We start from the raw sequence: 21,443 nt of genomic DNA, 5'->3' as shown, positions 1-21,443 counted from the left end.
CTCCTAGAACGCGTACTCGAAGGTGTAGGCCACCTTGTCCTCGCCCAGGGCGCCCCCGGCGGTGCCGCTGCCGGTGATCCCGGCCAGCTCGCCGGTGCCGGAGCCCGGGACGACGGTGAACGTCGAGGCGATGCCCTTGGCGTCGAACGTGTACTCGTGGCGCACGATGAACGTCCCTTCGCGACCGTCGACTTTGCCCTCGAAGCGCTCGAAGCACGGCGACGTCGTCTGACCGCTTTCGTACCCTTCGCCCGCGTAGTACAGCAGAAGGTCGCAGATCGACTCAGCCTCGATGACGCCTTCGTACGCGAAGGTGGCGTGCGCGTACGCCACCCGGGGGCCACCTTCGGTCCCGCTGACGATCTTCTCTTCCCAGTTCTTCGTGGTGAATCCGTTCATGGGGACCACTCTGCCGGGCATACCTGTCAGCTTGTGTCAGGTATTTCTGCCAGAATTCGAGTCATGCGCGCGAGCCGCCTCCTGTCCGTCCTCCTGCTGCTGCAGAACCGCGGCCGGATGACGGCCGAGGAGCTGGCCGAAGAGCTCGAGGTCTCGGTGCGGACGGTCTACCGGGACATCGACGCGCTCTCGGCGTCCGGCGTCCCGGTGTACGCCGACCGCGGCCGCACCGGCGGCTACCGGCTGGTCGACGGCTACCGCACCCGGCTCACCGGGATGACCGAGGAAGAGGCCCAGTCGCTGTCACTGGCCGGCCTGCCGGTGGCGGCCGCCGAGCTGGGGCTCGGCACGGTGCTGGCGGCGGCGCAGCTCAAGCTGTACGCGGCGCTGCCCGCCGAGCTGCGCGACCGGGCCGGCCGGGTCGCCGAGCGGTTCTACCTGGACGTTCCCGGCTGGCACCGGGGCATCGAAAGCCTGCCCACACTGTCGGCGATCGCCGACGCCGTGTGGTCGTCGCACCGGATCCGGATCCGCTACGAACGGTGGGGGCAGCGGGTCGTCGAGCGGGAGCTGGAGCCGCTCGGGCTGATCCTCAAGGCGGGCAACTGGTACCTCGCGGGCCGCTGCGACGGCACCGACCGGACGTACCGCATTTCGCGGGTGCTGGAGCTGACCGACCTCGGCGAGGTGTTCGAGCGGCCGGCCGGGTTCGACCTCGCGCGGTACTGGCAGGAGTGGTCCGAGCAGTTCGAACGCCGGATGTACCCGCGCGTCGCGGTGGTGCGGCTTTCCCCTCGGGCCCAGGCTCTCGTACCGTTCTACGCAGGTTCCGTCGGCGCCCGCGCGTTGCGCGACTGCCGCAACGAGCCCGACGCGGACGGCTGGCTCACCGTGGAGCTGCCGGTGGAGCCGGGCGAACCGGCCATCGGTGAGCTGCTGCGCTTCGGGCCGCACCTGGAGGTCCTCGCCCCGGCGGACCTGCGGGCGGAGCTGGCCGAAGCGATCGAAGAGATGGGCGCGTTCTATGGGTGAGCTGAGCGGCACCGCGATCGGCGTGACGGCCGAGCGCCGGGCCGGCGAATTCATCGGTGCTCTCGAACGCTACGGCGCCGAGGTCCGGCACGCGCCGACGATCACCATCGTGCCCCTGGACAGCGACCCCGAGCTGCGCGCGGGCACCGAAGCCGCGCTGGCGGCCCCGGTCGGGTTCACGGTGGTCACGACGGGTGCGGGCTTCCGCGGCTGGCTCGACGCGGCCGAAGGCTGGGACCTGCGCGATCGGCTCGTGGCGGCGCTGGGGGCGTCCCGGATCTACGCCCGCGGTCCGAAGGCGGTGGGCGCGGTCCGCGGCGCCGGCCTGCGCGAGTCCTTCTCGGCCGTCTCGGAGAGCAACGCGGAACTGTTCGAAGCGCTGACCGCGGCCGGGGTCGGTGGCGAGCGGGTCGCCGTCCAGCTGCACGGAACGCCGCTGCCGGAGCTCACCGATCCGCTGGTGCGGGCCGGCGCCTCCCTGGTGCAGGTGCAGCCGTACCGCTGGCATTCGCCGCCGGACGTGACTCCCGTGCACGAGCTGATCGACGCGATCGTGACGGGTGAGCTGGACGCACTGGCCTTCACGAGTGCCCCGGCGGCGGCGAACTTCCTGACGCTGGCCCGCACCTCCGGCCGCTACGACGAGCTTTTGGCGGCTCTGCGCGGCCCGCTGGTGGTGGCGTGCGTCGGCCCGGTGACCGCGGCCCCGCTGGAGGCGGCGGGCATCGAGACGCTGCAGCCGGACCGCCAGCGCCTGGGCGCTTTGGTGAAGCTGCTGGTCACGAAGCTCGGCAAGGGGTAGTCAGGCCTGCACGGCTTCCCGGGCCACGGCTTCCTCGCTCATCCCTTGCCGCCAGTACCCCGTGAAGCAGATCAGCCGCTTGCCGACCTCGCGCTCACGCACCAGGTGGCGCCGCACCGACTTCACCACTCCGGCCTCGCCGGACACCCACGCGTACGGCGTCCCACCCGGGAACACCGCTCCCCGCAGTGTCGCCAGCAACGCCTCTCCCAGCGGCCGCGATCCCCGCAGGACCCAGTGGATCTCCACCGCTCCGCGCGTCTCGAACGTCTGCCGCGCCGCGCGGTCCGCCAGCTCGACGTACACCGAAGCCCGCGCGCCCGGCGGGAGCTGCTCGACGATCGCGCCGATCGCCGGCAGCGCCGTCTCGTCGCCCACCAGCAGCTGCCAGTCGCAAGTCTCAGGCGGCGCGTACAGCCCGTACGGCCCGGCGAACGTCACCCGGTCGCCCGGTGCCGCCCGCGACGCCCACGCCGAGGCCAGCCCCGAATCGCCGTGCAGCACGAAGTCGACGTCGATCTCCGCCGCTTCCGGGCGGTGGGCTCGAACCGTGTACGTGCGCATCGGCGGGCGGACGTCGTCCGGCATCGCCAGGTACGTCCGGTACCAGGACATGACGTCGGAGCCCGTTTCCGGCAGCACCGGCGCGTCCTGCCCCGGCAGCGGGAAGAACACCTTGACGTACTGGTCGGGCGCCCCGGCCGGCACCTCGCGGAAACTCTCCGCGGCGAAGGTCGCCCGCACCATGTGCGGGGTGATCGGGCGGACCGCGCTCACCGCGGCACGGTGGTAGGTCAGAGCCTCCTGCGTCGTCATTAGGCGAGGCTAACCTAATAATATGGGGTTAGAACAGCCCTTCGGGTCCCGTTTCCTCCTCTCCGTCCGGTTTCCACCGGTACTTCCGCAGGTCGACGCGCTGGCCGTCGGCCAGGACACCCTCCGCGCGCAGCCGCTCCAGCTGGTCGTGGACCAGGTGCGGCGCCGGGGTGCCGTTCGCGCGCAGGATCCGGTGCCACGGCAGGTCGTGCCCGTCCTCGGCCAGGATGGCGCCGACCATCCGCGGCGAAGGCGCGCCGGCGAGGGCCGCGATGTCGCCGTACGTCGCGACCGTGCCGGCCGGCACGGACTCGATGATTTCCCGCACGCGCTCGTGCAGAACGTCGTCCATACCGACACTGTGCCGTACGGGTACGACATTTTTTCGGGGGTTCGGGTGGCGGAGCCCCCGGCTTGGGGCGGAGCCCCGGATGTCACCGACACTTTTCGTGGCCGTCCGCCGCACCGCCGGGCGCCTTCACCGAACGAAGCCCCGCTAAGCCGTGCCGGTGCGCCACCCGGGGGACCGGGCGTGGTTCCATCGCGGGGTGAACGGGAGGCGAACGGCGCAGGCGGACGCGCGGCTGGTGCGCACGCCGATCACCGCCACACCCTCGTTCACCTGGGACGAAGGCGCCCGGCGCGTGCTCTCCGCACCCGGCGGGTTCCTCCGCGTGCTCGGCGGCCCGGGCACCGGCAAGACGGCACTGCTGGCCTCGGCCGCCACCCGCCGCATCGCCGAGGGCGCCGACCCGGAGAGCGTGCTCGTGCTCACCACGTCCCGCAAGTCCGCCGACGCGTTGCGTGCCGACATCACGCGGCGGCTCACCGCCGATCCCGACCTGGCGCGGCCGCTGCCCCGGACCGTCCGCGAGCCCCTCGTGCGCACCGTGCACTCCTACGCGTATTCACTGCTGCGGCTGGAGGCGATGGCCGAAGAGCTCCCGCCGCCGCGCCTGCTCGCCGGGGCCGAGCAGGACGTCGTCGTCCGCGAGCTCCTGGCCGGTGACCTCGACGAAGAGGCCGAGTACTGGCCCGAGCAGCTGCGGCCGGCCCTGGTGGTCCCCGGCTTCGCCGAAGAACTGCGCGACCTGCTGATGCGTGCGGCCGAGCGCGGGCTCGGCCCCGGGGACCTCGTCGAGCTGGGCCGCCGCCGCGGGCGCGAGGAGTGGATCGCCGCCGGGCACTTCTGGGCGCAGTACGAAGAAGTCACGCAGCTGCAGGGCGCGGGCGGCAACGCACTCGGCGTGGCGAGCGCGCCCGCGCTGGACGCCGCCGAGCTGGTCACCTCCGCGCTGCTCGCCCTGGAGGACGACGACGAGCTGCGCGAACGCGAGCGCACCCGCGTCCGGCACCTGTTCGTCGACGACGCCCACCACCTCGACCCGCTGCAGACCGGCCTGGTCCGGATGATCGGGCACACCGCGGCCGAGTTCGTGGTGGCCGGCGACCCCGACCAGAACGTGTTCTCCTTCCGCGGCGCCGACGCGAGCCTGTTCGCCGACGCCGACCCGGACGGCAGCCGGACCGTCACGCTCACCACGGCCCACCGGCTCGCCCCGGCCGTGCGGCTCGCGGTGGCCAAGATCGGCGCGACACTGCCGGGCGCGTCGGCGCACCGCAAGATCGTCCCGCCCGCGGGTGCTTCCGGGGGGACCGTCCGCGTCCGCGTGATGCCGACCCCGGCCGCCGAAGCGAGCTGGATCGCCGACCAGCTCCGCCGCGCGCACCTCGTCGACGGTGTGCCGTGGTCGGAGATCGCGGTGCTCGTCCGGTCGCCCGCGCGGACTTTCCTGGTGCTGCAACGCGCGTTGCGCGCGGCCGGCGTCCCGATCGGGTCGGCGACCGAGGAGCTGCCGCTGGCCAAGCAGTCCGCGGTGCGGCCGCTGCTGGCCGTGCTGAAGCTGGCGCCGTCGCCCGAACTGCTCGACATCGACCTCGCCGAGATGCTGCTTTCGTCCGCTCTCGGCGGCGCGGACCCCCTGGCGCTGCGGCGGTTGCGGCGCGGCCTGCGCCGGCTCGAACTGGCAGGCGGTGGACAGCGCTCGAGCGACGAACTGCTGGTGGAAGCGTTGCGCGGTGGGGACATCCTGGCCGGGCTGGCCGACGCCGAGGCCGAGCCGGTGCGGCGCGTCGGCGGGCTGCTGCGCGTCACGCACCAGGCCGTGACCCGCGGTGAGGGTGTCGAGCAGGTGCTGTGGCAGCTGTGGCGGGAAAGCGGGCTCCAGGACAAGCTGCTGAAGCAGGTCGAGCGCGGCGGGTCGCTGGGGGCGCAGGCCGACCGCGACCTCGACGCCGTCGTCGCGCTGTTCGACGCCGCCGGCCGGTACGTCGACCGGCTGCCCCGCGCGAGCGTCGCCTCCTTCGCCGACTACCTTGGCGCACAACGGATCGCGGGTGACACGCTGGCGCCGGCGGCCGTCCCGTCCGACGGTGTCTCGCTGCTCACCGCGCACGCCGCCGCCGGTCGCGAGTGGACGGTCGTCGCCGTCGCCGGTGTCCAGGAGGGCGCGTGGCCGGACCTGCGGCTGCGGGGGTCCGTGCTCGGGGTGGAGCGGCTGAAGGACCTGATGGCCGGGGTCGACGACGACGCCGTCTCCCAGACCGCGCCGATCCTCGCCGAGGAGCGGCGCCTGTTCTACCTCGCGATGAGCCGGGCGAAGCAGACGCTGCTGGTCACGGCGGTGTCGGGGGAGGACGAGCGGCCGTCCCGGTTCCTCGACGACCTGGAGGAGAACGGCGCCGACGACGGCGGGCTCGACTCGCGGATGAAGCCGCCGGGCCGGTCGCTGGTGCTCGCCGAGCTGGTGGGGGAGCTGCGCGAGGTCGTCTGCGACGACAAGGCCGACCCCGCACGCCGCCGCCGGGCGGCGAAGCAGCTGGCGCGGCTGGCCGATGCTCGCGTTCCGGGCGCGCACCCGTCGACGTGGTACGGCCTGCTGCCCGCGTCCAGCGACGAGCCGGTGCACCCGCCGGGCGACCTCATCCGGATCTCACCGTCCACAGTGGAGATTCTGACGAAGTGCCCGCTGCGCTGGATGATCGAGCGCCACGGCGGCAGCGACCCGGCCCAGCTGGCGGCGGTGACGGGGACGCTCGTGCACGGGCTCGCGCAAGCGGTGGCTTCGGGGAGCACCGACGCGGAACTGCAGGCCGCGCTGGACGAGGCCTGGGTGCGCGTCGACGCGGGCGCGCCGTGGTTTTCCCGGCGTGAACGGCGTCGCGTCGAACAGATGCTGCGGAACTTCACGACCTGGCTGGAGCGCAGCCGTGCGGAGCTGAAGGAAGCCGGGGTCGAGCAGGACATCGAGGTCGAGCTGCCGGCGGGTGGTTCGGACGAGGTCCGGGTGCTGCTGCGCGGGCGGGTCGACCGGGTGGAGCTGGACGCTTCGGGTCGACCGGTCATCGTGGACATCAAGACGGGCAAGGTCCCGGTGTCCGGCGCGGAGGCCGAGGCGCACCCGCAGCTGGCGGCGTACCAGCTGGCGGTGCTGCTGGGGGCGATCGAGGGCCGCACCGAGGCCGGCGGCGCGCGGCTGGTGTACGTCGCGAAGGCCAACAACAAGACGGGGGCGACGGAGCGGTCGCAGCCACCGCTCGACGAAGTGGGCGGCAAGCAGTGGCTGGAGCTGGTCCAGAAGGCGGCGGCCTCGGCGGCTGGGCCGGACTACCAGGCCCAGGAGAACCCGGACTGCGACCGCTGCCCGGCGCGCGGGTGCTGCCCGCTGCGCCCCGAGGGGCGGCAGGTGCCGGGGCCATGACCGGTCCGAGCCACCGCCCCGATGCAGTGAATGACTCATTCCTGACGTTCGAGGCAGACGCGGTGAATGACTCATTCCTGACCTCCGGCGATATGAATGAGTCATTCACTGCAGTGGTGGGCCGCGGTGGAGGGCGCCCGTGAGCCCGCTCCTCATCGCCAACCCCGTCGAGCCCGCCGAACTCGCCGATGCCCTCGGCCTGCACCGGCCCACGCCCGAACAGGCCACCGTCATCGCCGCGCCCGTCGAACCGTCGCTCGTCGTCGCCGGGGCCGGGGCCGGGAAGACCGAAACCATGGCCGCGCGGGTCGTCTGGCTCGTCGCCAACGGCATCGTCAGCCCCGATCGCGTCCTCGGCCTCACCTTCACCCGCAAAGCCGCGCGCCAGCTCGGCGAGCGCGTCCGGGCCCGGCTCCGCCGCCTCGCCGGCTCCGGCCTGCTCGACCGGCTCGACCCGACCGGCGGCCTGCGGTCCACTGTGGTCGCCGGCGAACCCACCGTCCTCACCTACCACGCCTACGCCGGGCGCCTGCTGTCCGAACACGGCCTCCGTCTCCCGGTCCAGCCCGGCGTCCGGCTCCTCTCCGAAACGTCTTCGTGGCAGATCGCGCACCGCGTGGTGTCCACTTGGGACAACGAACTCGACACCGATCGCGTCCCGCCGACCGTGACCGCCGACGTGCTCACCCTGGCCGGGGAGCTGGGCGAGCACCTCGTCTCCACCGAGCAGCTCGCCGAGTACACGACGTGGCTGTGCCGCGTCATCGAGAACGCGCCGCGCGCCAAGGGACAGCGGGCCGCGCTGCCGCAGAAGCTCACCGAAATCATGGCCGCGCAACACTTCCGGCTCGCGCTGCTGCCGCTCGTCGACGACTACCACCGCCGCAAGCGCAACGAAGGCGCGCTGGACTTCGCCGACCAGATGTCGCTCGCCGCCCAGCTGGCCGGCGGCTACCCGTCGGTCGTGCGCGGGGAACGTGAGCGCTACGGCGCCGTGCTGCTCGACGAGTACCAGGACACCGGGCACGCCCAGCGCGTGCTGCTGCGGGCGCTGTTCGGCGGCGTCGAGAACCCGCCGATGCCGGTCACCGCTGTCGGCGACCCCGCGCAGGCCATCTACGGCTGGCGTGGTGCCAGCGCGGCCAACCTGCCCCGGTTCACCACGGACTTCCCGCGCTTCGACGGCGAACGGCTCGTCCCCGCGCACGAATTCGGGCTGCTGACCAGTTTCCGCAACCCACCGGAGATCCTGGACCTCGCGAACGCGATCGCCGAACCGCTGCGCGCCCGCGGCCTCGGCGTCGAGCGGCTGCGGGCGCGCGAAGGCGCCGGGCCCGCGGACATCGCGTGCGCGCTGCTGCCGGACATCCGCGCCGAACGCGCGTGGGTCGCCGACGCGCTCGCCCGGCGCTGGTACGCCCACCAGGAACAGGCCGGCAAGCCGCCGACCGCCGCGGTGCTCGTGCGGCGCCGGGCCGACATGGCCCCGATCGCGGCCGAACTGCGGGCGCGCGGGCTGCCGGTCGAGGTCGTCGGGCTCGGCGGGCTGCTGGACGAGCCCGAGGTCGCGGACCTCGTTTCGACGCTGAAGGTGCTGGCCGACCCGCTGTCCGGGAGCGCCGCGGCCCGGCTGCTGACCGGTGCGCGCTGGCGGCTCTCGGCCGCCGACGTCGCCGCGCTGTGGCGGCGGGCCGGCGAGCTGTCCAGCCCGGAGAAGCCGGACACACCGGAACTGGTCGTCGAGCGCGTCGAGCAGGCCGGGCTGATCGACGCCGTCGACGAGCCGGGCGACCCGGCGCGGTACTCCGAGGAGGGGTACAAACGCATCCGGCGGATCGGCTGGGAGCTGGCCGCGCTGCGGCGGCGGCTCGACCAGTCGCTGCCGGAGCTCGTCGCCGACGTCGAACGCACGATGCTCCTGGACGTCGAATCCCTGGCCCGGCCCGGCTCCGCGGGACGGGCGCACCTGGACGCGTTCGCCGAAGTCGTCACCGACTACGCCGAGACGGCGCCGACGGCGACCCTGCTGTCCTTTGTGGACTACCTCAACACCGCCGCGCACGCCGAGGACGGGCTCACCCCGGGCGAGGTCGAGGTCGTCCCGGACCGCGTGCAGGTGCTGACCGTGCACTCGGCGAAGGGGCTCGAGTGGGAAGTCGTCGCCGTGCCGCACCTGGTGCACGACGTGTTCCCCGGGCGGCGGCGGTCGTCGTCGTGGCTGCGGACCGCGACGTCGCTGCCGGCCGCGTTGCGGGGCGACGCCGAGGACCTGCCCGAATTGCGGATCGCCGAGGGCTACGACCGCAAGGAAGTCCAAGAAGGACTGGAGCTGCACGAAGCCGGGTTCGTCGAGCGGGAGCAGGCGGAGGAACGGCGGCTCTGCTACGTCGCGCTGACGCGGTCCGAGCACGCACTGATCGTCTCCGGGCACTGGTGGAACGAAAGCAGCAGCCGGGCGAAGGGGCCGTCGGAGTTCCTCACCGAGATCGCCGACGTCGTGCGCGAGACCGGCGCCGGGCAGCTCGCGGAGTGGGCGCCGGAACCCACCGAGGACGACGAGAACCCGCTCGTCTCGGACTCGCGGGCGGCGCGCTGGCCGGTCGACCCCCTCTCCGACCGCCGCACCGGCGTGCAGACCGGCGTAGAGCTCGTGTCCGAGGCGCTCGCCTCGCCGCCGGACGAGGAAGTGTCCGAAGAGGACGACGACCCCGACGGCTGGCTGACCGACACCGACGTCCTGCTGGAGGAGTGGGCGCGCAAGGACGACCACGTCAAGCTGGTCCCGTTGCCGTCGCGGCTTTCGGTGAGCCAGCTGGTCGCCCTGGCCGACGACGCCGCCCGGCTCGCCGCCGACCTGCGCCGGCCGCTCCCGGTGGAGCCCAACAGCTTCGCCCGCCGCGGCACGGAGTTCCACGGCTGGCTCGAACGCCGGTTCGCGGGCGACCAGCTCATCGAGATCGACGACCTCCCGGGCGCGGCCGACTTCGGCGAGGCCCCCGACGCGGACTTCGAGGAGCTGCAGACGGAGTTCGAGAAGAGCGAGTGGGCGTCGCGGGTCCCGGTGGCGGTGGAGGTGACGTTTTCGGCCGACGTCGAAGGCCTCACCCTGCGCGGCCGCATGGACGCGGTCTTCGCCGACCCCGACGGCGGCTGGACGGTGGTCGACTGGAAGACCGGCGCGGTCCCGCCGGAGTCCCGGATCCCGGCCCTGTCGGTCCAGCTCGCGGCGTACCGGATGGCCTGGGCGGCCCTGAAGAACGTCCCGGTGGAGCAGGTCCGCGCGGCCTTCCACTACGTCCGCGCGAACCGCACGATCCGCCCGGCCGACCTCCTGGACCCGGAAGCCCTCCGCCGCCTCCTCCGCGACATCCCCGAGGCGTGACCAGCGGGGCATCTCACGTGACTGGAGGGGCATCTCGCGTGACTGGAGGGGCATCTCGCGTGATCAGAGGGGCATCGGCCGAGATGCCCCGCCAATCACGCGAGATGCCCGCTCAGACACGTGAGATGCCCGCCTGATCACGCGGGTCAGGCGTTGTCGCGGACCTTCAGGGCCCAGGCGATCAAGGGCCACTGGAGGGGGAGGCGGGCCCAGGCCATCGCGCGGCGGGGAGCGGGGGCGCGCCGGGCGTCCACGGCCATCTTGACGTTGCCCGGGAAGACGCCCAGGAACAGCAGCGCCGCCGCCAGGCCGCCGAGGCGGCGGGTGCGCGGGGCCGCCACCGCGGCCGCGATGGTCAGCTCCGCCACGCCCGACCCGTACGTCCACGCCCGGCGCGAACCCGGCAGCGAAGCCGGGATCAGGCCGTCGAACGGCTTGGGGACGGCGAAGTGCAGGACGCCCATCGTGCCCAGCACGCCGGCCAGCACGTGGGCGGGCCGTTGCGAGGTTGCCATGAACTCATCGTTTCACGCGGCGGCACGGTCTCCGGTTCGGCTATCCTCCGGGCGTGAGTGACGCTCGACACGAGCCAGCATGAGGGCCCTCAAACGGTTGCCGCTGGGCAGTCTCACCGATCGGCCCGACCACGAGCTCGTCGGCATCCTGCGGATGCCGGAACTGACGGTCAGCCCGCTCCGCGCGATCGTCAAGCGGATCATCGGGGCGACGCTCGCGCTGCTGGCCACGGTGATCATCGTCTACGTCGACCGTGACGGCTACCGCGACGCCAACGGCGACGGCCTGTCCTTGCTGGACAGCCTGTACTACGCCACGGTCTCGCTGTCGACGACCGGCTACGGCGACATCGCGCCGGCCACGTCGTCCGCCCGGCTGGTGAACGTCCTGGTGATCACGCCGCTGCGGGTGCTCTTCCTCATCGTCCTGGTCGGGACCACCCTCGAGGTGCTCACCGAGCGCTCCCGCCAGGCGTTCAAGATCCAGAAGTGGAGGACGAAGGTGCGCGACCACACGGTCGTCGTCGGGTTCGGCACCAAGGGCCGGTCCGCCGTCAACGCGCTGCTCGGCGACGAGAACATCGCCCCGGGCCAGATCGTCGTCGTCGACACCGACCAGCAGGCCCTCGACGCGGCCAGCGCGCTCGGTCTCGTCGCCGTGCACGGGTCGGCGACCCGGTCCGACGTCCTGCGCGTCGCCGCGGTGCAGCACGCCCGCGCGGTCGTGGTCGCCCCGAACCGCGACGACACGGCGGTGCTCGTCACGCTCACCGCCCGCGAGCTGGCGCCCAAGGCGCACATCGTCGCGTCGGTGCGGGAGGCGGAAAACGTCCACCTGCTCAAGCAGTCCGGCGCCAACCAGGTCGTCGTCTCCAGCGAGACGGCCGGGCGGCTGCTCGGCATGGCGACGTCGACACCGCTGGTCGTGGACATCATGGAAGACCTGCTGACCCCCGAATCGGGCCTGGCGATCGCCGAGCGCGCGGTCGAACCGTCCGAAGAGGGCGGGTCGCCGCGGCACCTGTCCGACCTCGTCCTCGGCCTGGTCCGCGACGGCGTTCTCTACCGCGTTGACGCGCCGCAGGCCGACGCCATCGAGCCGGGCGACAAGCTGCTTTACGTCAAGAAGGTGACGCAGGCGGAGAAGATCGAGCGCTGACCAGGGCACCTGGGTTTTGCCCGCGGGATCTGGAACCATGACCAGGTGCCCCCGCGACCTCTCGCCCTCAAGTGGCCCACGGTGGCGATCCCCGCCGCGGCGGGCGTGCTCGTCGTGCTGCTCGCCTGGCTGGCCGGGCCCGGGCTGCTCGGCATCGGCAACGAAGTCCTGGGCGTGCCGGTGCAGGCCGAGGTGACCAAGCCGGCGCCGTGCGACCGGCCGGACGCGAAGGAAACCGTCAAGTTCACCGTCGGCGGGAAGGCCCACGAAGGCACGCTCGACGGCTGCGGGCACGGCCCGGGCGAACGCGTCGAGGTCGCCGTGCCGGACGTGGTGGCGGACCAGGGCCCGGTCGCCGTCACCCTCGCGGACACGTCGATGGGCGCGTCGGACGCCCGGCGCCCGCTCGGCCTGGCGCTGCTGGTGTTCGCGTGCTTCTCCGGCGGGATGTTCGTCTACCTCTGGCTGAGCATCCCGCTGCGACCCAAGACGGCCGGGCCCGCCACAGCCAGACCCAAAACCGCTAGCTGACCTCGGACGACGGCGCCGCGAAGGTGTTGCAGTCGGAGATCCGGTTGCTCGTCGCGCCCGCTCGCCACCAGGACGCGTAGTGCGCGTTCGTCCCGTGGTCGTGGCTGCGGGAGGTGTTGTCGCCGCGGGTCTCCTGGTCGTTCCAGGCCTTGTTGTACATGTCGCGGGTGACTGTGCCGCCCTGTTCGACGTGCGCGCCGAGGAACATTCCCGAGAAGCACTGGGCCTGCAGTTCCTTGCGCCGCGACATCTCGAGCCCGGCCGGGCTGTTCTGGCCGGCCTCGTAGATCTTCTGCCAGGCCGCGTCCATCAGCCCGGCGACCTCCTGCACGTGGTGGCCGTACTCGTGGGCGAACAGGGCCAGGTAGACGCCGGGGTTGTTGCCGTACTGGTCGGTCTGCAGGCCGCGGAACGGGACGTACAGGTTGTTTTCGCAGTAGTACGCGGCCGTCGCGATGCCCACCTGGATGGTGCCGCACTCGGTCTCGAAGCTCGCGCCGGTCGGGAAGTGCAGCGACGGCGGCGTGAACGGCAGCTGGTAGGCCGTGAGGAACGGGCCCCACGCCGCGTCGAGGCACTTGCTGGCCGCGGTGAAGAACGCTTCGGCGCCGGCCTGCGTGCTCTGCCAGGCGGGCAGCGTGCAGACGCGGTTCTGGAGGCCGGCGTTGGGGTCCTGCAGGATCGGGTGGTCGGCCAGCTTGAGGATCTTCTGCGGGCCGGTCGGGCTGGGCGTCGACAGCTCGGTCGCCGGGCTCGACGCCGACGCCGGGGCACCCGCGCCACCGGGTGGCAGCTGCTGCGGGGGAACGTCCTGCGACGACGGGACGTCGCGCAGGTTCGGGTTGGCCAGGGGGGTGTTGTCGCGGTTGAGGGCCACGATCGCGACCAGGCCGAGCACCAGCACGGCGACCGCGCCGAGGCACACGCCGATCACCGCCGCCGGCGAACGGCGCCTGGGTGCGGACACGGTGTGCGGGCGGCCGAGCCACGGAAGATCCGGTTGCGCATCCGGCACCGGCGGCGGCTGGACGGTCCCGCGAGGCGGTACCTGGCCGGGGGGCGGTTGCGTCACTAGGCAGTCCCGAAGGGTCTCGGTACGGACCGGGGGTACCCGATCCCGCCATTCAGCATATCGGGGGAATGGGTCGGCTCGCACCCGTCCGTGCGCGTGCGGTCACGGCGCACCGACGTCACCCCAGGTCTGGCCGGGTGCAACCGGCTCTGAGAGAGTGAACGCAAGCAGGTACTGCAGGCGAGGGGCTTCGATGACAGACACCGGTGGCGCGCCCGGCGGCGAGGGCGCCGACACGCCGACTCCGAGCCAGGGCGTCCCCCAGGCTCACGCCCCCGGATCGGGTGAGCCGAACCGGCCCGAAGATCACACCGCGTCACCGGCGACGCCGCCGCGAGGCTGGCAGGCGCCGGACGCGCAGGCCGCACCGCCGACCCCGCCGCCGGGCTGGCAGCACGGGCCGGGCCACCGGCCGGAGGCGCTGCCGCCGTTCGGCGCCCAGCCGCAGTTCCAGCAGCCGCAGTTCCAGCAGCCGCGCTGGAACCCGCACGGGCTCGGCAAGCCCGGTGTGATCGCGCTGCGGCCGCTCAACATCGGCGACATCCTCGACGGCGCGATCACGGCGATCCGCCGGCACGCGTTGCTGGTCCTCGGCATCGGCGCGGTGATGGCGGTGATCGGCGCCGCCGTCACGTTCGTCCTGCAGAAGTACCTGTTCACGGACCTGGAGCGCTTCCCGTCGACGGTCCGGCTCGGTCCCGCGGCGACCAACGAGGAGCTCCGCGACGCCGTCTTCGGCACGTTCGGCGACGCCGTCTTGGTGCTGGTCTCCCAGACGCTGGTCTCGACGTTCCTGCTGACCGTCACCACCGGCCTGATGGCCGCGGTGATGGGCCGCGCCGTGCTGGGCCGCGAGGTCAGTTTCGGCCTCGCCTGGCGCGAGGTGCAGCCGCGGCTGCTGCCGCTGCTCGGCGTGGCGTTCGGCTACGCGCTCCTGACCACCATCGGCGTCGTGCTCTGCATCTTCCCGGGCGTGCTCGCCTGGGTGTTCTGGGCGCTGGCCGCCCCGGCGCTCGTGCTCGAGCGCGGCACGTTCCGGGAGGCGTTCGCGCGGTCGGTCAAGCTGGTCGGCGGCGCCTTCTGGCGGGTGCTCGGCGTGCTGCTGCTGGCCCGGATCATCGGGTCGTTCTTCGAGAGCATCATCCAGCTGCCGTTCACCATCGGCAGCGGCACGTTCAGCCAGATGCTCAACCCGGCCAAGGTGATCGTGCCGGGCACCGGTGACCTGCTGCTGGCGTCGGCCGGGCAGATCATCGCCGGCACCATCTCGATCCCGTTCATCGCGCTGGTCACCGTGATCGTGTACCTCGACCAGCGGATGCGCCGCGAAGGCATGGACATCGAGCTGGCCCGCGCCGCCGGGGTGCAGCCGCCCCAGGCGTGGTGACCTTCCGGCTCATCGACGTCCCGGTCGACATCGACCGGGACGCGGCCCGCCGCGCGGCCGAAAAGGAGCTGTCGGACCCGAAGTACCGCGACGCCCGTCCGGGTTTCCTGCAGCAGATCGGCCAGTGGCTCGGGGAGCAGCTGGAGAAGCTGCTGAGCAGCCTGTCTTCGGATGTCCCCGGCGGGATCTTCGGGGTGGTGCTGGTCGTCGCGCTGCTGATCGTGCTCGTCGTGGTGATCCGGCTCCGCACCGGCAAGATGGCCGGCTCCGCGCGGGCCGATCGCGTCGTCTTCGGCGGGCAGCGCAAGAGCGCGGGCGACTACCGCCGGGCGGCCGAGGAAGCCGCCGCCGCGGGCCGGTTCGGCGACGCCGTCCGCGACCGGTTCCGCGCCGTCGTGCGGGCCCTGGAGGAACGCGCGCTGCTCGACTCCCGCTCCGGCCGGACGGCGGACGAGGCCGCCGCCGAGGCCGGCCTGCTGCTGCCGAACGTCGCGGACCAGCTGAGGCAGGGCGCCCGGCTCTTCGACGACGTCCACTACGGCGGCCGCGAAGGCACCGAAGCGGCGTACCGCACGCTGACCGAGCTGGACGAACGCTGCCGCCGTGAGCGACCGGTCGCCATGGCGGCCCCGTGAGCCCCGCCGACGTGCTCTTTCCCGCGGAGGTGGCATGAGCACAGCGGTTTCGCCCGACCTGAACCGGATCTGGCGCGGGGCCCGCGTTCCCCTCGCGCTCCTCGCCCTGATCTTCATCGCCGGTGCCCTGCTCCTGCTCGGCCGCGGCGAGCAGACCCACGGCGCCCTCGAGCCCGGCTCGTACGAACCCGGTGGCGCGCACGCGCTCGCGAAACTGCTGAAGGACCAGGGCGTCGACGTCCGGACCGTGCACACGATCGCCGAAGCGGACGCCGAGATCGGCGACGACGCGACGCTGCTCGTCACCGCACCCGACCTGGCCCCGGCGAAGCGGTTCGACGCGCTGCGCGAGCGCGCGGCCGACGTCGTCCTGGTGACGCCGGGGGAGCCGACGTTGCGTGATTCGCTGCCGCTGGTGCACCAGGCCGGCCACAGCGATGTCGGGACGCTGCCGCCGCAGTGCACGGTCGCCGCGGCGGTCGCGGCGGGCGAGGTCACGCTCGGCGGGATCGGCTACGCCTCGCCCGGTGCGCGCTCGTGCTACCCCGGCGAGGACGGCGGCGGCACGCTGCTGCAGCTCGCCGACGGCGGCGGCACGACGACGCTGCTCGGCTCACCGGCCCCGCTGACCAACGCCCGGCTCGCCGAACAGGGCAACGCGGCGCTGGGGCTGCGCCTGCTCGGCGCGCACCCGAAGCTCGTCTGGTACCTGCCGGCCACATCGGACCCGGCGCTCGACGGCTCCCGCCGGTCGATCTTCGACCTCATCCCGGACGGCTGGTACTTCGGGGCCGCGCAGGCGTTCGTCGCCGTCGCCCTGCTGGCGTTGTGGCGGGCCCGCCGGCTCGGCCCGGTGGTCACCGAGCCGCTGCCGATCGTCGTCCGCGCGGCCGAAACGGCGGAAGGCCGCGCCCGGCTGTACCGGCGGGCCAAGGCGGCCGGGCACGCGGGCGAGACGCTGCGGGAAGCCGCGCGCGGCCGGCTGCGGACCGCGCTGGGCCTGCCGCGCGACGCCGACCCGGCGGCGCTGGTGGAGTCGGTGAGCACGCGGACGCACCGGCCGCCCCACGACGTCGGCGCGGTCCTCTACGGCCCGCCGGTGCCGGACGACCCCGCGCTGGTCCGGCTGGCCGGCGAACTCGATCAGGTGGAACGAGAGGCAGGGCGAACTTGACCAGCGGTACCGAGAACGCGACCGGGGCCCGCGACGCGCTGATCGCGTTGCGCGCCGAGGTCGGCAAGGCCGTCGTCGGCAACGAAGCCGCCGTCACCGGGCTGATCCTGGCGCTGCTCTGCCGGGGGCACGTGCTGCTCGAAGGCGTCCCGGGCGTGGCGAAGACGCTGCTCGTGCGGGCGCTGGCGGCGGCGCTGGACCTGGAGACCACGCGCGTGCAGTTCACCCCGGACCTGATGCCCGGCGACGTCACCGGGTCGATCGTCTACGACGCGCACAGCGGCGAGTTCTCCTTCCGGGAGGGGCCGGTGTTCACGAACCTGCTGCTCGCCGACGAGATCAACCGGACCCCGCCGAAGACGCAGTCGTCGCTGCTGGAGGCGATGGAGGAGCGGCAGGTCTCGATCGACGGCAAGTCGCGGCCGCTGCCCGACCCGTTCATCGTGATCGCCACCCAGAACCCGGTGGAGTACGAGGGCACCTACCCGCTGCCGGAAGCGCAGCTGGACCGGTTCCTGCTCAAGCTGACCATGCCGGCGCCCTCGCGCGAAGACGAGATCGGGATCCTCTGGCGGCACGCCCAGGGCTTCGACCCGCGGAACCTGGCCGCGGCGGGCCTGCGCGCGGTCGCCGGTGCCCCCGAACTCGCCGCGGCGCGCGAAGCCGTGGCCCGCGTGACGATCGGGCCCGAGGTGATCGGGTACGTCGTCGACCTGTGCCGGGCGACGCGGCAGCTGCCGTCGGTGCGGATCGGCGTTTCCCCCCGTGGTGCCACGGCGTTGCTCGCGGTGACCCGCGCCTGGGCGTGGCTCGCCGGGCGCGACTACGCGACCCCCGACGACGTCAAGGCCCTCGCCCGGCCCGCGCTGCGGCACCGCCTGGACGTCCGGCCGGAGGCGGAGCTCGAGGGCGTCACCGCGGACGGCGTGCTGGACCGCGTGCTCGCGTCCGTGCCCGTGCCGCGCTGACATGGCCGTCACCGGAAGGCTCGGGCTGCTGGCGCTGTTCGGTGCGCTGGTGGTCGGGCTGCTCCTGCCGTCGGGCACGGGGATGCTGGCGGTCGCCGCGGTGCTGCTGGTGCTCGTCGTCGTCGACCTCGTGCTGGCGGGAAGCGTGCGGGCGCTGACGTTTTCGCGCTCGGGCGACACTTCGGTCCGGCTCGGCGAGCCGTGCGAGGTGACGCTGGTGGTCGCGAACCCCGGTGGCCGCGCGGTGCGCGGGCAGCTGCGCGACGCGTGGCCACCGAGCGCCGGCGCGTCCGACCGCCATTCCCTGCGCGTCCCGGCGGGGGAGCGCCGGGCGCTGGTGACGGCGTTGCGGCCGTCGCGGCGGGGTGACCGGACGGCGGCGCGGGTGACGGTCCGGTCGGTCGGGCCGCTGGGCCTGGCCGCGCGGCAGGGTTCGCACGCGGTGCCGTGGACGGTCCGGGTGCTGCCGCCGTTCCACAGCCGCAAGCACCTGCCGTCCCGGCTGGCGCGGCTGCAGCAGCTCGACGGCCGCAACGCGGTGCTGATCCGGGGCCAGGGCACGGAATTCGACTCGCTGCGCGAGTACGTCATCGGCGACGACGTCCGGTCCATCGACTGGCGGGCGACCGCGCGGGCGCACGACGTCATGGTCCGGACCTGGCGCCCCGAGCGCGACCGGCACGTCGTGCTGGTGCTCGACACGGGCCGCGTCTCGGCGGGCCGGGTGGGCGACGCGCCCCGGCTCGACGCGGCGATGGACGCGGCGTTGCTGCTGGCAGCACTGGCTTCCCGGGCCGGCGACCGCGTCGACCTGCTGGCCTACGACCGGCGGTTGCGGGCGGCGGTGCAGGGTTCGTCGGGAGCTTCGCTGCTGACGTCGCTGGTGAACGCGATGGCGCCGCTCGAGCCGTCGCTGGTCGAGACGGACGCGCGCGGCATGATCGCGGAAGTGCTCCGGCGAACCCGCCGCCGGGCCCTGGTCGTGTTGCTGACCGGGCTGGACGCGGCGCCGCTGGAGGAGGGGTTGTTCCCGGTGCTGAGCACGCTGACCGGGCGGCACGAGCTGGTGGTGGCGTCGGTCGCGGACCCCCGGGTGGCGGAGATGCTGGCGGCCCGCGGCGACGCGGAAGCGGTCTACGACGCGGCATCGGCGGCGCGCACGACGGCCGAGCGCCTGCGGGTCACCGAGCGGTTGGTGCGGCACGGGGTGAGCGTGGTGGACGCGGTCCCGGAGGAGCTGCCGCCGGCGCTCGCGGACCGTTACCTGGCTTTGAAAGCCGCCGGACGGCTGTGAGTCAGGCGGCTTCCGGCAGGGCGTCACCGGCGTCGCGGGCCTCGAGGTCGCCCACCTCGCCGTCCTTCGCCGCCCGGCGGCCGAGCGTGAAAACGTAAGTCAAGAAAGCGATTTCGGCCAGTGCGCCGATGCCGACGCGCAACCACGTCGGCCAGCCCGACGGGGTCACGAACGCCTCGATCACCCCGGACACGAACAGCACGCACGTCAGCCCGAGCGCCATCACCACCACCGACCGGCCCTGTTCGGCGAGCGCGGCCGTGCGGGAGCGGCGGCCCGGGTCGATCACCGTCCAGCCGAGCCGCAAGCCGGTGCCCGCCGCGACGAACACCGCCGTCAGCTCCAGAAGACCGTGGGGGAGCAGGAGACCGATCATCACGTCGCCGCGGCCGGCCGCGCTCATCGCGCCGATGATCAGCCCGGCGTTGAGCGAATTGAGCCAGAGCGCGCCGATCACCGGCAGGCCCAGCGCGACGCCGAGGAACAGGCAGGTCGCCGCCACCCACGCGTTGTTCGTCCAGACGTGCGCCGCGAAGGACGCCGCCGGCCCGGTCGAGTAGTAGTTCTCCGCCTGGCCGCCGGGCTTGGTCAGCTCGCTCAGCTCGTCCGGGGTGCCCAGCGACGCGCGCACGAGCGGGTCGCGCGCGACCCAGACGGCGATCACCACCATCACCGCGATCGACGCCAGCGCGGCCGGGATCCACCAGCGCCGCGACAGGTAGACCGCGGCGGGGAACCGGTGGGTGAAGAAGCGGGCGACCTCGCGCCAGGCCGGGTTGTGCGCCCCGGAGACCGCCGACCGGCCGCGGGCGACCAGATCGGACAGCCGGCCGAGCAGGGCCGGGTCCGGCGCGACCGACCGCACGATCGACAGGTGCGTCGCGGTCCGCTGGTAGAGCGTCACCAGCTCGTCGGCTTCCGGCCCGGTCAGCTTGCCGCCGCGCCGGATCAGCTCACCGAGCCGGGTCCACTCCGCCGCGTGCGCGGCGACGAACACGTCCACATCCACGCCGACCACCCTATCCGTCGATACGCTGGGCAGCGTGCACGAGGAATCGGAGCTGGTCACCGGCGAAGCGGTCGTCCTGGACCTGCGCGTGGCCAAGCTCGCCAGCCGCGCACTGGCGATGGCGCTGGACGTGCTCCTGCAGCTCGCGCTGCTGCTGGCGGCGATCATGGTGCTCTCGTTCGTGATGCCGGGCGCCGACGAATCGCTGGTCCTGACGGTGCTGCTGGTCTTCGTGGTGCTGGTCATGGTCGGCTACCCGGTCGTGTTCGAGACGCTCTCGCGCGGCCGTTCGCTCGGCAAGATGGCGGTGGGCCTGCGGGTGGTGCGCGTCGACGGCGGCCCGATCCGGTTCCGGCACGCGCTGGTGCGCGGGCTGGCCGGCTTCGTCGTGGACTTCTGGGCGCTCGGGTTGTTCGGCGCGGTCGCGGTGATCGTGTCGCTGTGCTCGTCGAACGGCCGCCGCGTGGGCGACTTCCTGGCCGGGACGCTGGTGGTCCGCGACCGGGCCCCGTCGACCGCCGCGTACGCGGCGGTCGCCATGCCGCCGGGCCTCGAGGGCTGGGCGGCGCAGCTCGACCTGACGCGGTTGCCGGACGACCTCGCGCTGGCGAGCCGCCAGTTCCTCGCCCGGTTCCGCGAGCTGCGGCCGGAGGCGTCGCACGCGCTGGGCTGGGGGCTCGCGCAGCAGATGGGGAACGCGCTGGGCACGCCGGTGCCGCCCGAGGTGCCGCCGTGGGCGTTCCTGGCGGCGGTGCTGGCGGAGCGGCGCAACCGCGACCACGCCCGGGCGTTCCAGGCGTATGCGGCTCAGGACCGGCCCGGTTACCCGCCGGTGGCGCCCTACCCGGGGTCCGCTGGGCCGCCATGGCCGCCGGCGGGGCCGCACCCGGAGGCCGTTCGGCCCGCCGCCCAGCCGGAGCCCCCGACGCCGCCGTCCGGCACGCCGATGCCCGTGGAGAACCCCTTCACCCCGCCCAGCTGACGGGCGCTCCGAGACTTTCCTTCGCGGACGACAACCACAAGGCGGCCAATGAGCCGCGCCCGGTTCCGGGCGATGTCGTCTTGACGTATGTCAGGATCCTGACATACGGTGGTGTGTGTCAGGAACCTGACATCAAGCGAAAAGGAGCACACCATGCCCGCCACCGGCCCCGACTTCATCTCGCTCCAAGCGCGCGATCTCACCGCGTCGCAGGCGTTCTACGAGCGGTACCTCGGCCTCGTCCGCTCGCCGGCCGGACCGCCGCACGCCGTCGTCTTCGAGACGAAGCCGATCGCGTTCGCGCTCCGCGACATCGTCCCCGGCACCGATCTCGCCTCCGTCGCCCAGCCCGGCATCGGTGCGGCGATCTGGCTCCACGCGACCGACGTCCAGGCCATCCACGACGCTCTCGCCGCCGACGGGCACCCCATCGTCTCCGCCCCGATCGACGGTCCCTTCGGCCGCACGTTCACCTTCGCCGACCCCGACGGTTACCACGTCACGCTCCACGACCGCGGCTGACCG

Annotated in this window: 19 protein-coding genes; 13 read left to right on the top strand and 6 right to left on the bottom strand. The window is 73.3% G+C overall.

The annotated features are described in order from the left end of the window. Positions 1-3 precede the first annotated feature (3 nt). Complete coding sequence (locus AB0F52_RS43645) at positions 4-399, bottom strand: DUF3224 domain-containing protein (RefSeq protein ID WP_360183945.1); 396 nt, start codon at positions 397-399, stop codon at positions 4-6. Positions 400-462: 63 nt separating this feature from the next. Between AB0F52_RS43645 and AB0F52_RS43640 the strand changes: the two genes are divergently transcribed. Together AB0F52_RS43640 and AB0F52_RS43635 are read left to right on the top strand one after the other, a co-directional pair. Beyond that, a complete protein-coding gene (locus AB0F52_RS43640; protein ID WP_360183943.1) occupies positions 463-1,431 on the top strand; it encodes a YafY family protein in 969 nt (322 codons plus the stop codon). Further along, entirely contained in the window at positions 1,424-2,233 is an 810-nt protein-coding gene (locus AB0F52_RS43635; RefSeq protein ID WP_360183941.1) for a uroporphyrinogen-III synthase, read from the top strand. The genes AB0F52_RS43640 and AB0F52_RS43635 overlap by 8 nt, the downstream gene beginning before the upstream one ends. On the opposite strand, the gene AB0F52_RS43630 is transcribed toward AB0F52_RS43635, so the two are convergent. Further along, positions 2,234-3,049: a siderophore-interacting protein gene (locus AB0F52_RS43630; RefSeq protein WP_360183939.1), complete on the bottom strand. Its 816-nt coding sequence runs from the start codon at positions 3,047-3,049 to the stop codon at positions 2,234-2,236. 28 nt (positions 3,050-3,077) lie between these two features. After that, positions 3,078-3,401, bottom strand: coding sequence for an MGMT family protein (locus AB0F52_RS43625; protein WP_360183937.1), 324 nt, complete (start codon positions 3,399-3,401; stop codon positions 3,078-3,080). A gap of 235 nt (positions 3,402-3,636) precedes the next feature. On the opposite strand from AB0F52_RS43625, the gene AB0F52_RS43620 reads away from it, so the two are divergent. After that, entirely contained in the window at positions 3,637-6,810 is a 3,174-nt protein-coding gene (locus AB0F52_RS43620) for an ATP-dependent DNA helicase (protein WP_360183983.1), read from the top strand. Between the two features lie 139 nt (positions 6,811-6,949). Continuing rightward, complete coding sequence (locus AB0F52_RS43615) at positions 6,950-10,192, top strand: ATP-dependent DNA helicase (protein WP_360183935.1); 3,243 nt, start codon at positions 6,950-6,952, stop codon at positions 10,190-10,192. Between the two features lie 146 nt (positions 10,193-10,338). Here AB0F52_RS43615 and AB0F52_RS43610 read toward each other — a convergent pair whose 3' ends face one another. Continuing rightward, the gene (locus AB0F52_RS43610) at positions 10,339-10,707 is read right to left on the bottom strand and encodes a hypothetical protein (protein WP_360183933.1); all 369 of its coding nucleotides are present in this window, start codon (positions 10,705-10,707) and stop codon (positions 10,339-10,341) included. Between the two features lie 79 nt (positions 10,708-10,786). On the opposite strand from AB0F52_RS43610, the gene AB0F52_RS43605 reads away from it, so the two are divergent. After that, positions 10,787-11,866 carry a potassium channel family protein gene (locus AB0F52_RS43605; RefSeq protein ID WP_360183931.1) on the top strand — a complete coding sequence of 360 codons (1,080 nt, stop codon included), beginning with the start codon at positions 10,787-10,789 and terminating at the stop codon, positions 11,864-11,866. Between the two features lie 81 nt (positions 11,867-11,947). Continuing rightward, positions 11,948-12,397: a hypothetical protein gene (locus AB0F52_RS43600; protein ID WP_360183981.1), complete on the top strand. Its 450-nt coding sequence runs from the start codon at positions 11,948-11,950 to the stop codon at positions 12,395-12,397. Here the strand turns inward: AB0F52_RS43600 and AB0F52_RS43595 are convergent. Continuing rightward, positions 12,390-13,364 (bottom strand): neutral zinc metallopeptidase, encoded by a 975-nt coding sequence (locus AB0F52_RS43595; RefSeq protein WP_360183929.1) that lies wholly within the window; start codon positions 13,362-13,364, stop codon positions 12,390-12,392. The two genes, AB0F52_RS43600 and AB0F52_RS43595, sit on opposite strands and share 8 nt — an antisense overlap. Before the next feature lie 298 nt (positions 13,365-13,662). Here AB0F52_RS43595 and AB0F52_RS43590 point away from each other — a divergent pair, with 298 nt between their 5' ends. Genes AB0F52_RS43590 through AB0F52_RS43570 form a run of 5 tightly spaced genes read left to right on the top strand, consistent with a single transcriptional unit; the run spans position 13,663 to position 18,927 of the window. Further along, entirely contained in the window at positions 13,663-14,856 is a 1,194-nt protein-coding gene (locus tag AB0F52_RS43590; protein ID WP_360183927.1) for a hypothetical protein, read from the top strand. After that, positions 14,850-15,491, top strand: coding sequence for a DUF4129 domain-containing protein (locus AB0F52_RS43585; RefSeq protein WP_360183925.1), 642 nt, complete (start codon positions 14,850-14,852; stop codon positions 15,489-15,491). The genes AB0F52_RS43590 and AB0F52_RS43585 overlap by 7 nt, the downstream gene beginning before the upstream one ends. 34 nt (positions 15,492-15,525) lie before the next feature. Then, positions 15,526-16,665: a DUF4350 domain-containing protein gene (locus AB0F52_RS43580; RefSeq protein ID WP_360183923.1), complete on the top strand. Its 1,140-nt coding sequence runs from the start codon at positions 15,526-15,528 to the stop codon at positions 16,663-16,665. Further along, the gene (locus AB0F52_RS43575) at positions 16,662-17,633 is read left to right on the top strand and encodes a MoxR family ATPase (RefSeq protein WP_013223047.1); all 972 of its coding nucleotides are present in this window, start codon (positions 16,662-16,664) and stop codon (positions 17,631-17,633) included. Before AB0F52_RS43580 ends, AB0F52_RS43575 begins: the two co-directional genes overlap by 4 nt. A 1-nt stretch (position 17,634) precedes the next feature. Further along, complete coding sequence (locus tag AB0F52_RS43570; protein ID WP_360183921.1) at positions 17,635-18,927, top strand: DUF58 domain-containing protein; 1,293 nt, start codon at positions 17,635-17,637, stop codon at positions 18,925-18,927. Between the two features lies 1 nt (position 18,928). On the opposite strand, the gene AB0F52_RS43565 is transcribed toward AB0F52_RS43570, so the two are convergent. Further along, a complete protein-coding gene (locus AB0F52_RS43565) occupies positions 18,929-19,936 on the bottom strand; it encodes a stage II sporulation protein M (protein ID WP_360183919.1) in 1,008 nt (335 codons plus the stop codon). A 34-nt stretch (positions 19,937-19,970) separates the two neighbouring features. On the opposite strand from AB0F52_RS43565, the gene AB0F52_RS43560 reads away from it, so the two are divergent. Together AB0F52_RS43560 and AB0F52_RS43555 are read left to right on the top strand one after the other, a co-directional pair. Further along, entirely contained in the window at positions 19,971-20,918 is a 948-nt protein-coding gene (locus AB0F52_RS43560; protein WP_360183917.1) for an RDD family protein, read from the top strand. Between the two features lie 153 nt (positions 20,919-21,071). Next, positions 21,072-21,440 (top strand): VOC family protein, encoded by a 369-nt coding sequence (locus AB0F52_RS43555; protein WP_360183915.1) that lies wholly within the window; start codon positions 21,072-21,074, stop codon positions 21,438-21,440. Positions 21,441-21,443 lie beyond the last annotated feature (3 nt).

It is taken from the genome of Amycolatopsis sp. NPDC024027 (assembly GCF_040638975.1).
Classification (GTDB): Bacteria; Actinomycetota; Actinomycetes; order Mycobacteriales; family Pseudonocardiaceae; genus Amycolatopsis.
Note: the sequence above shows the minus strand (reverse complement) of the source record. Positions and strands in the feature narration are given on the sequence as shown.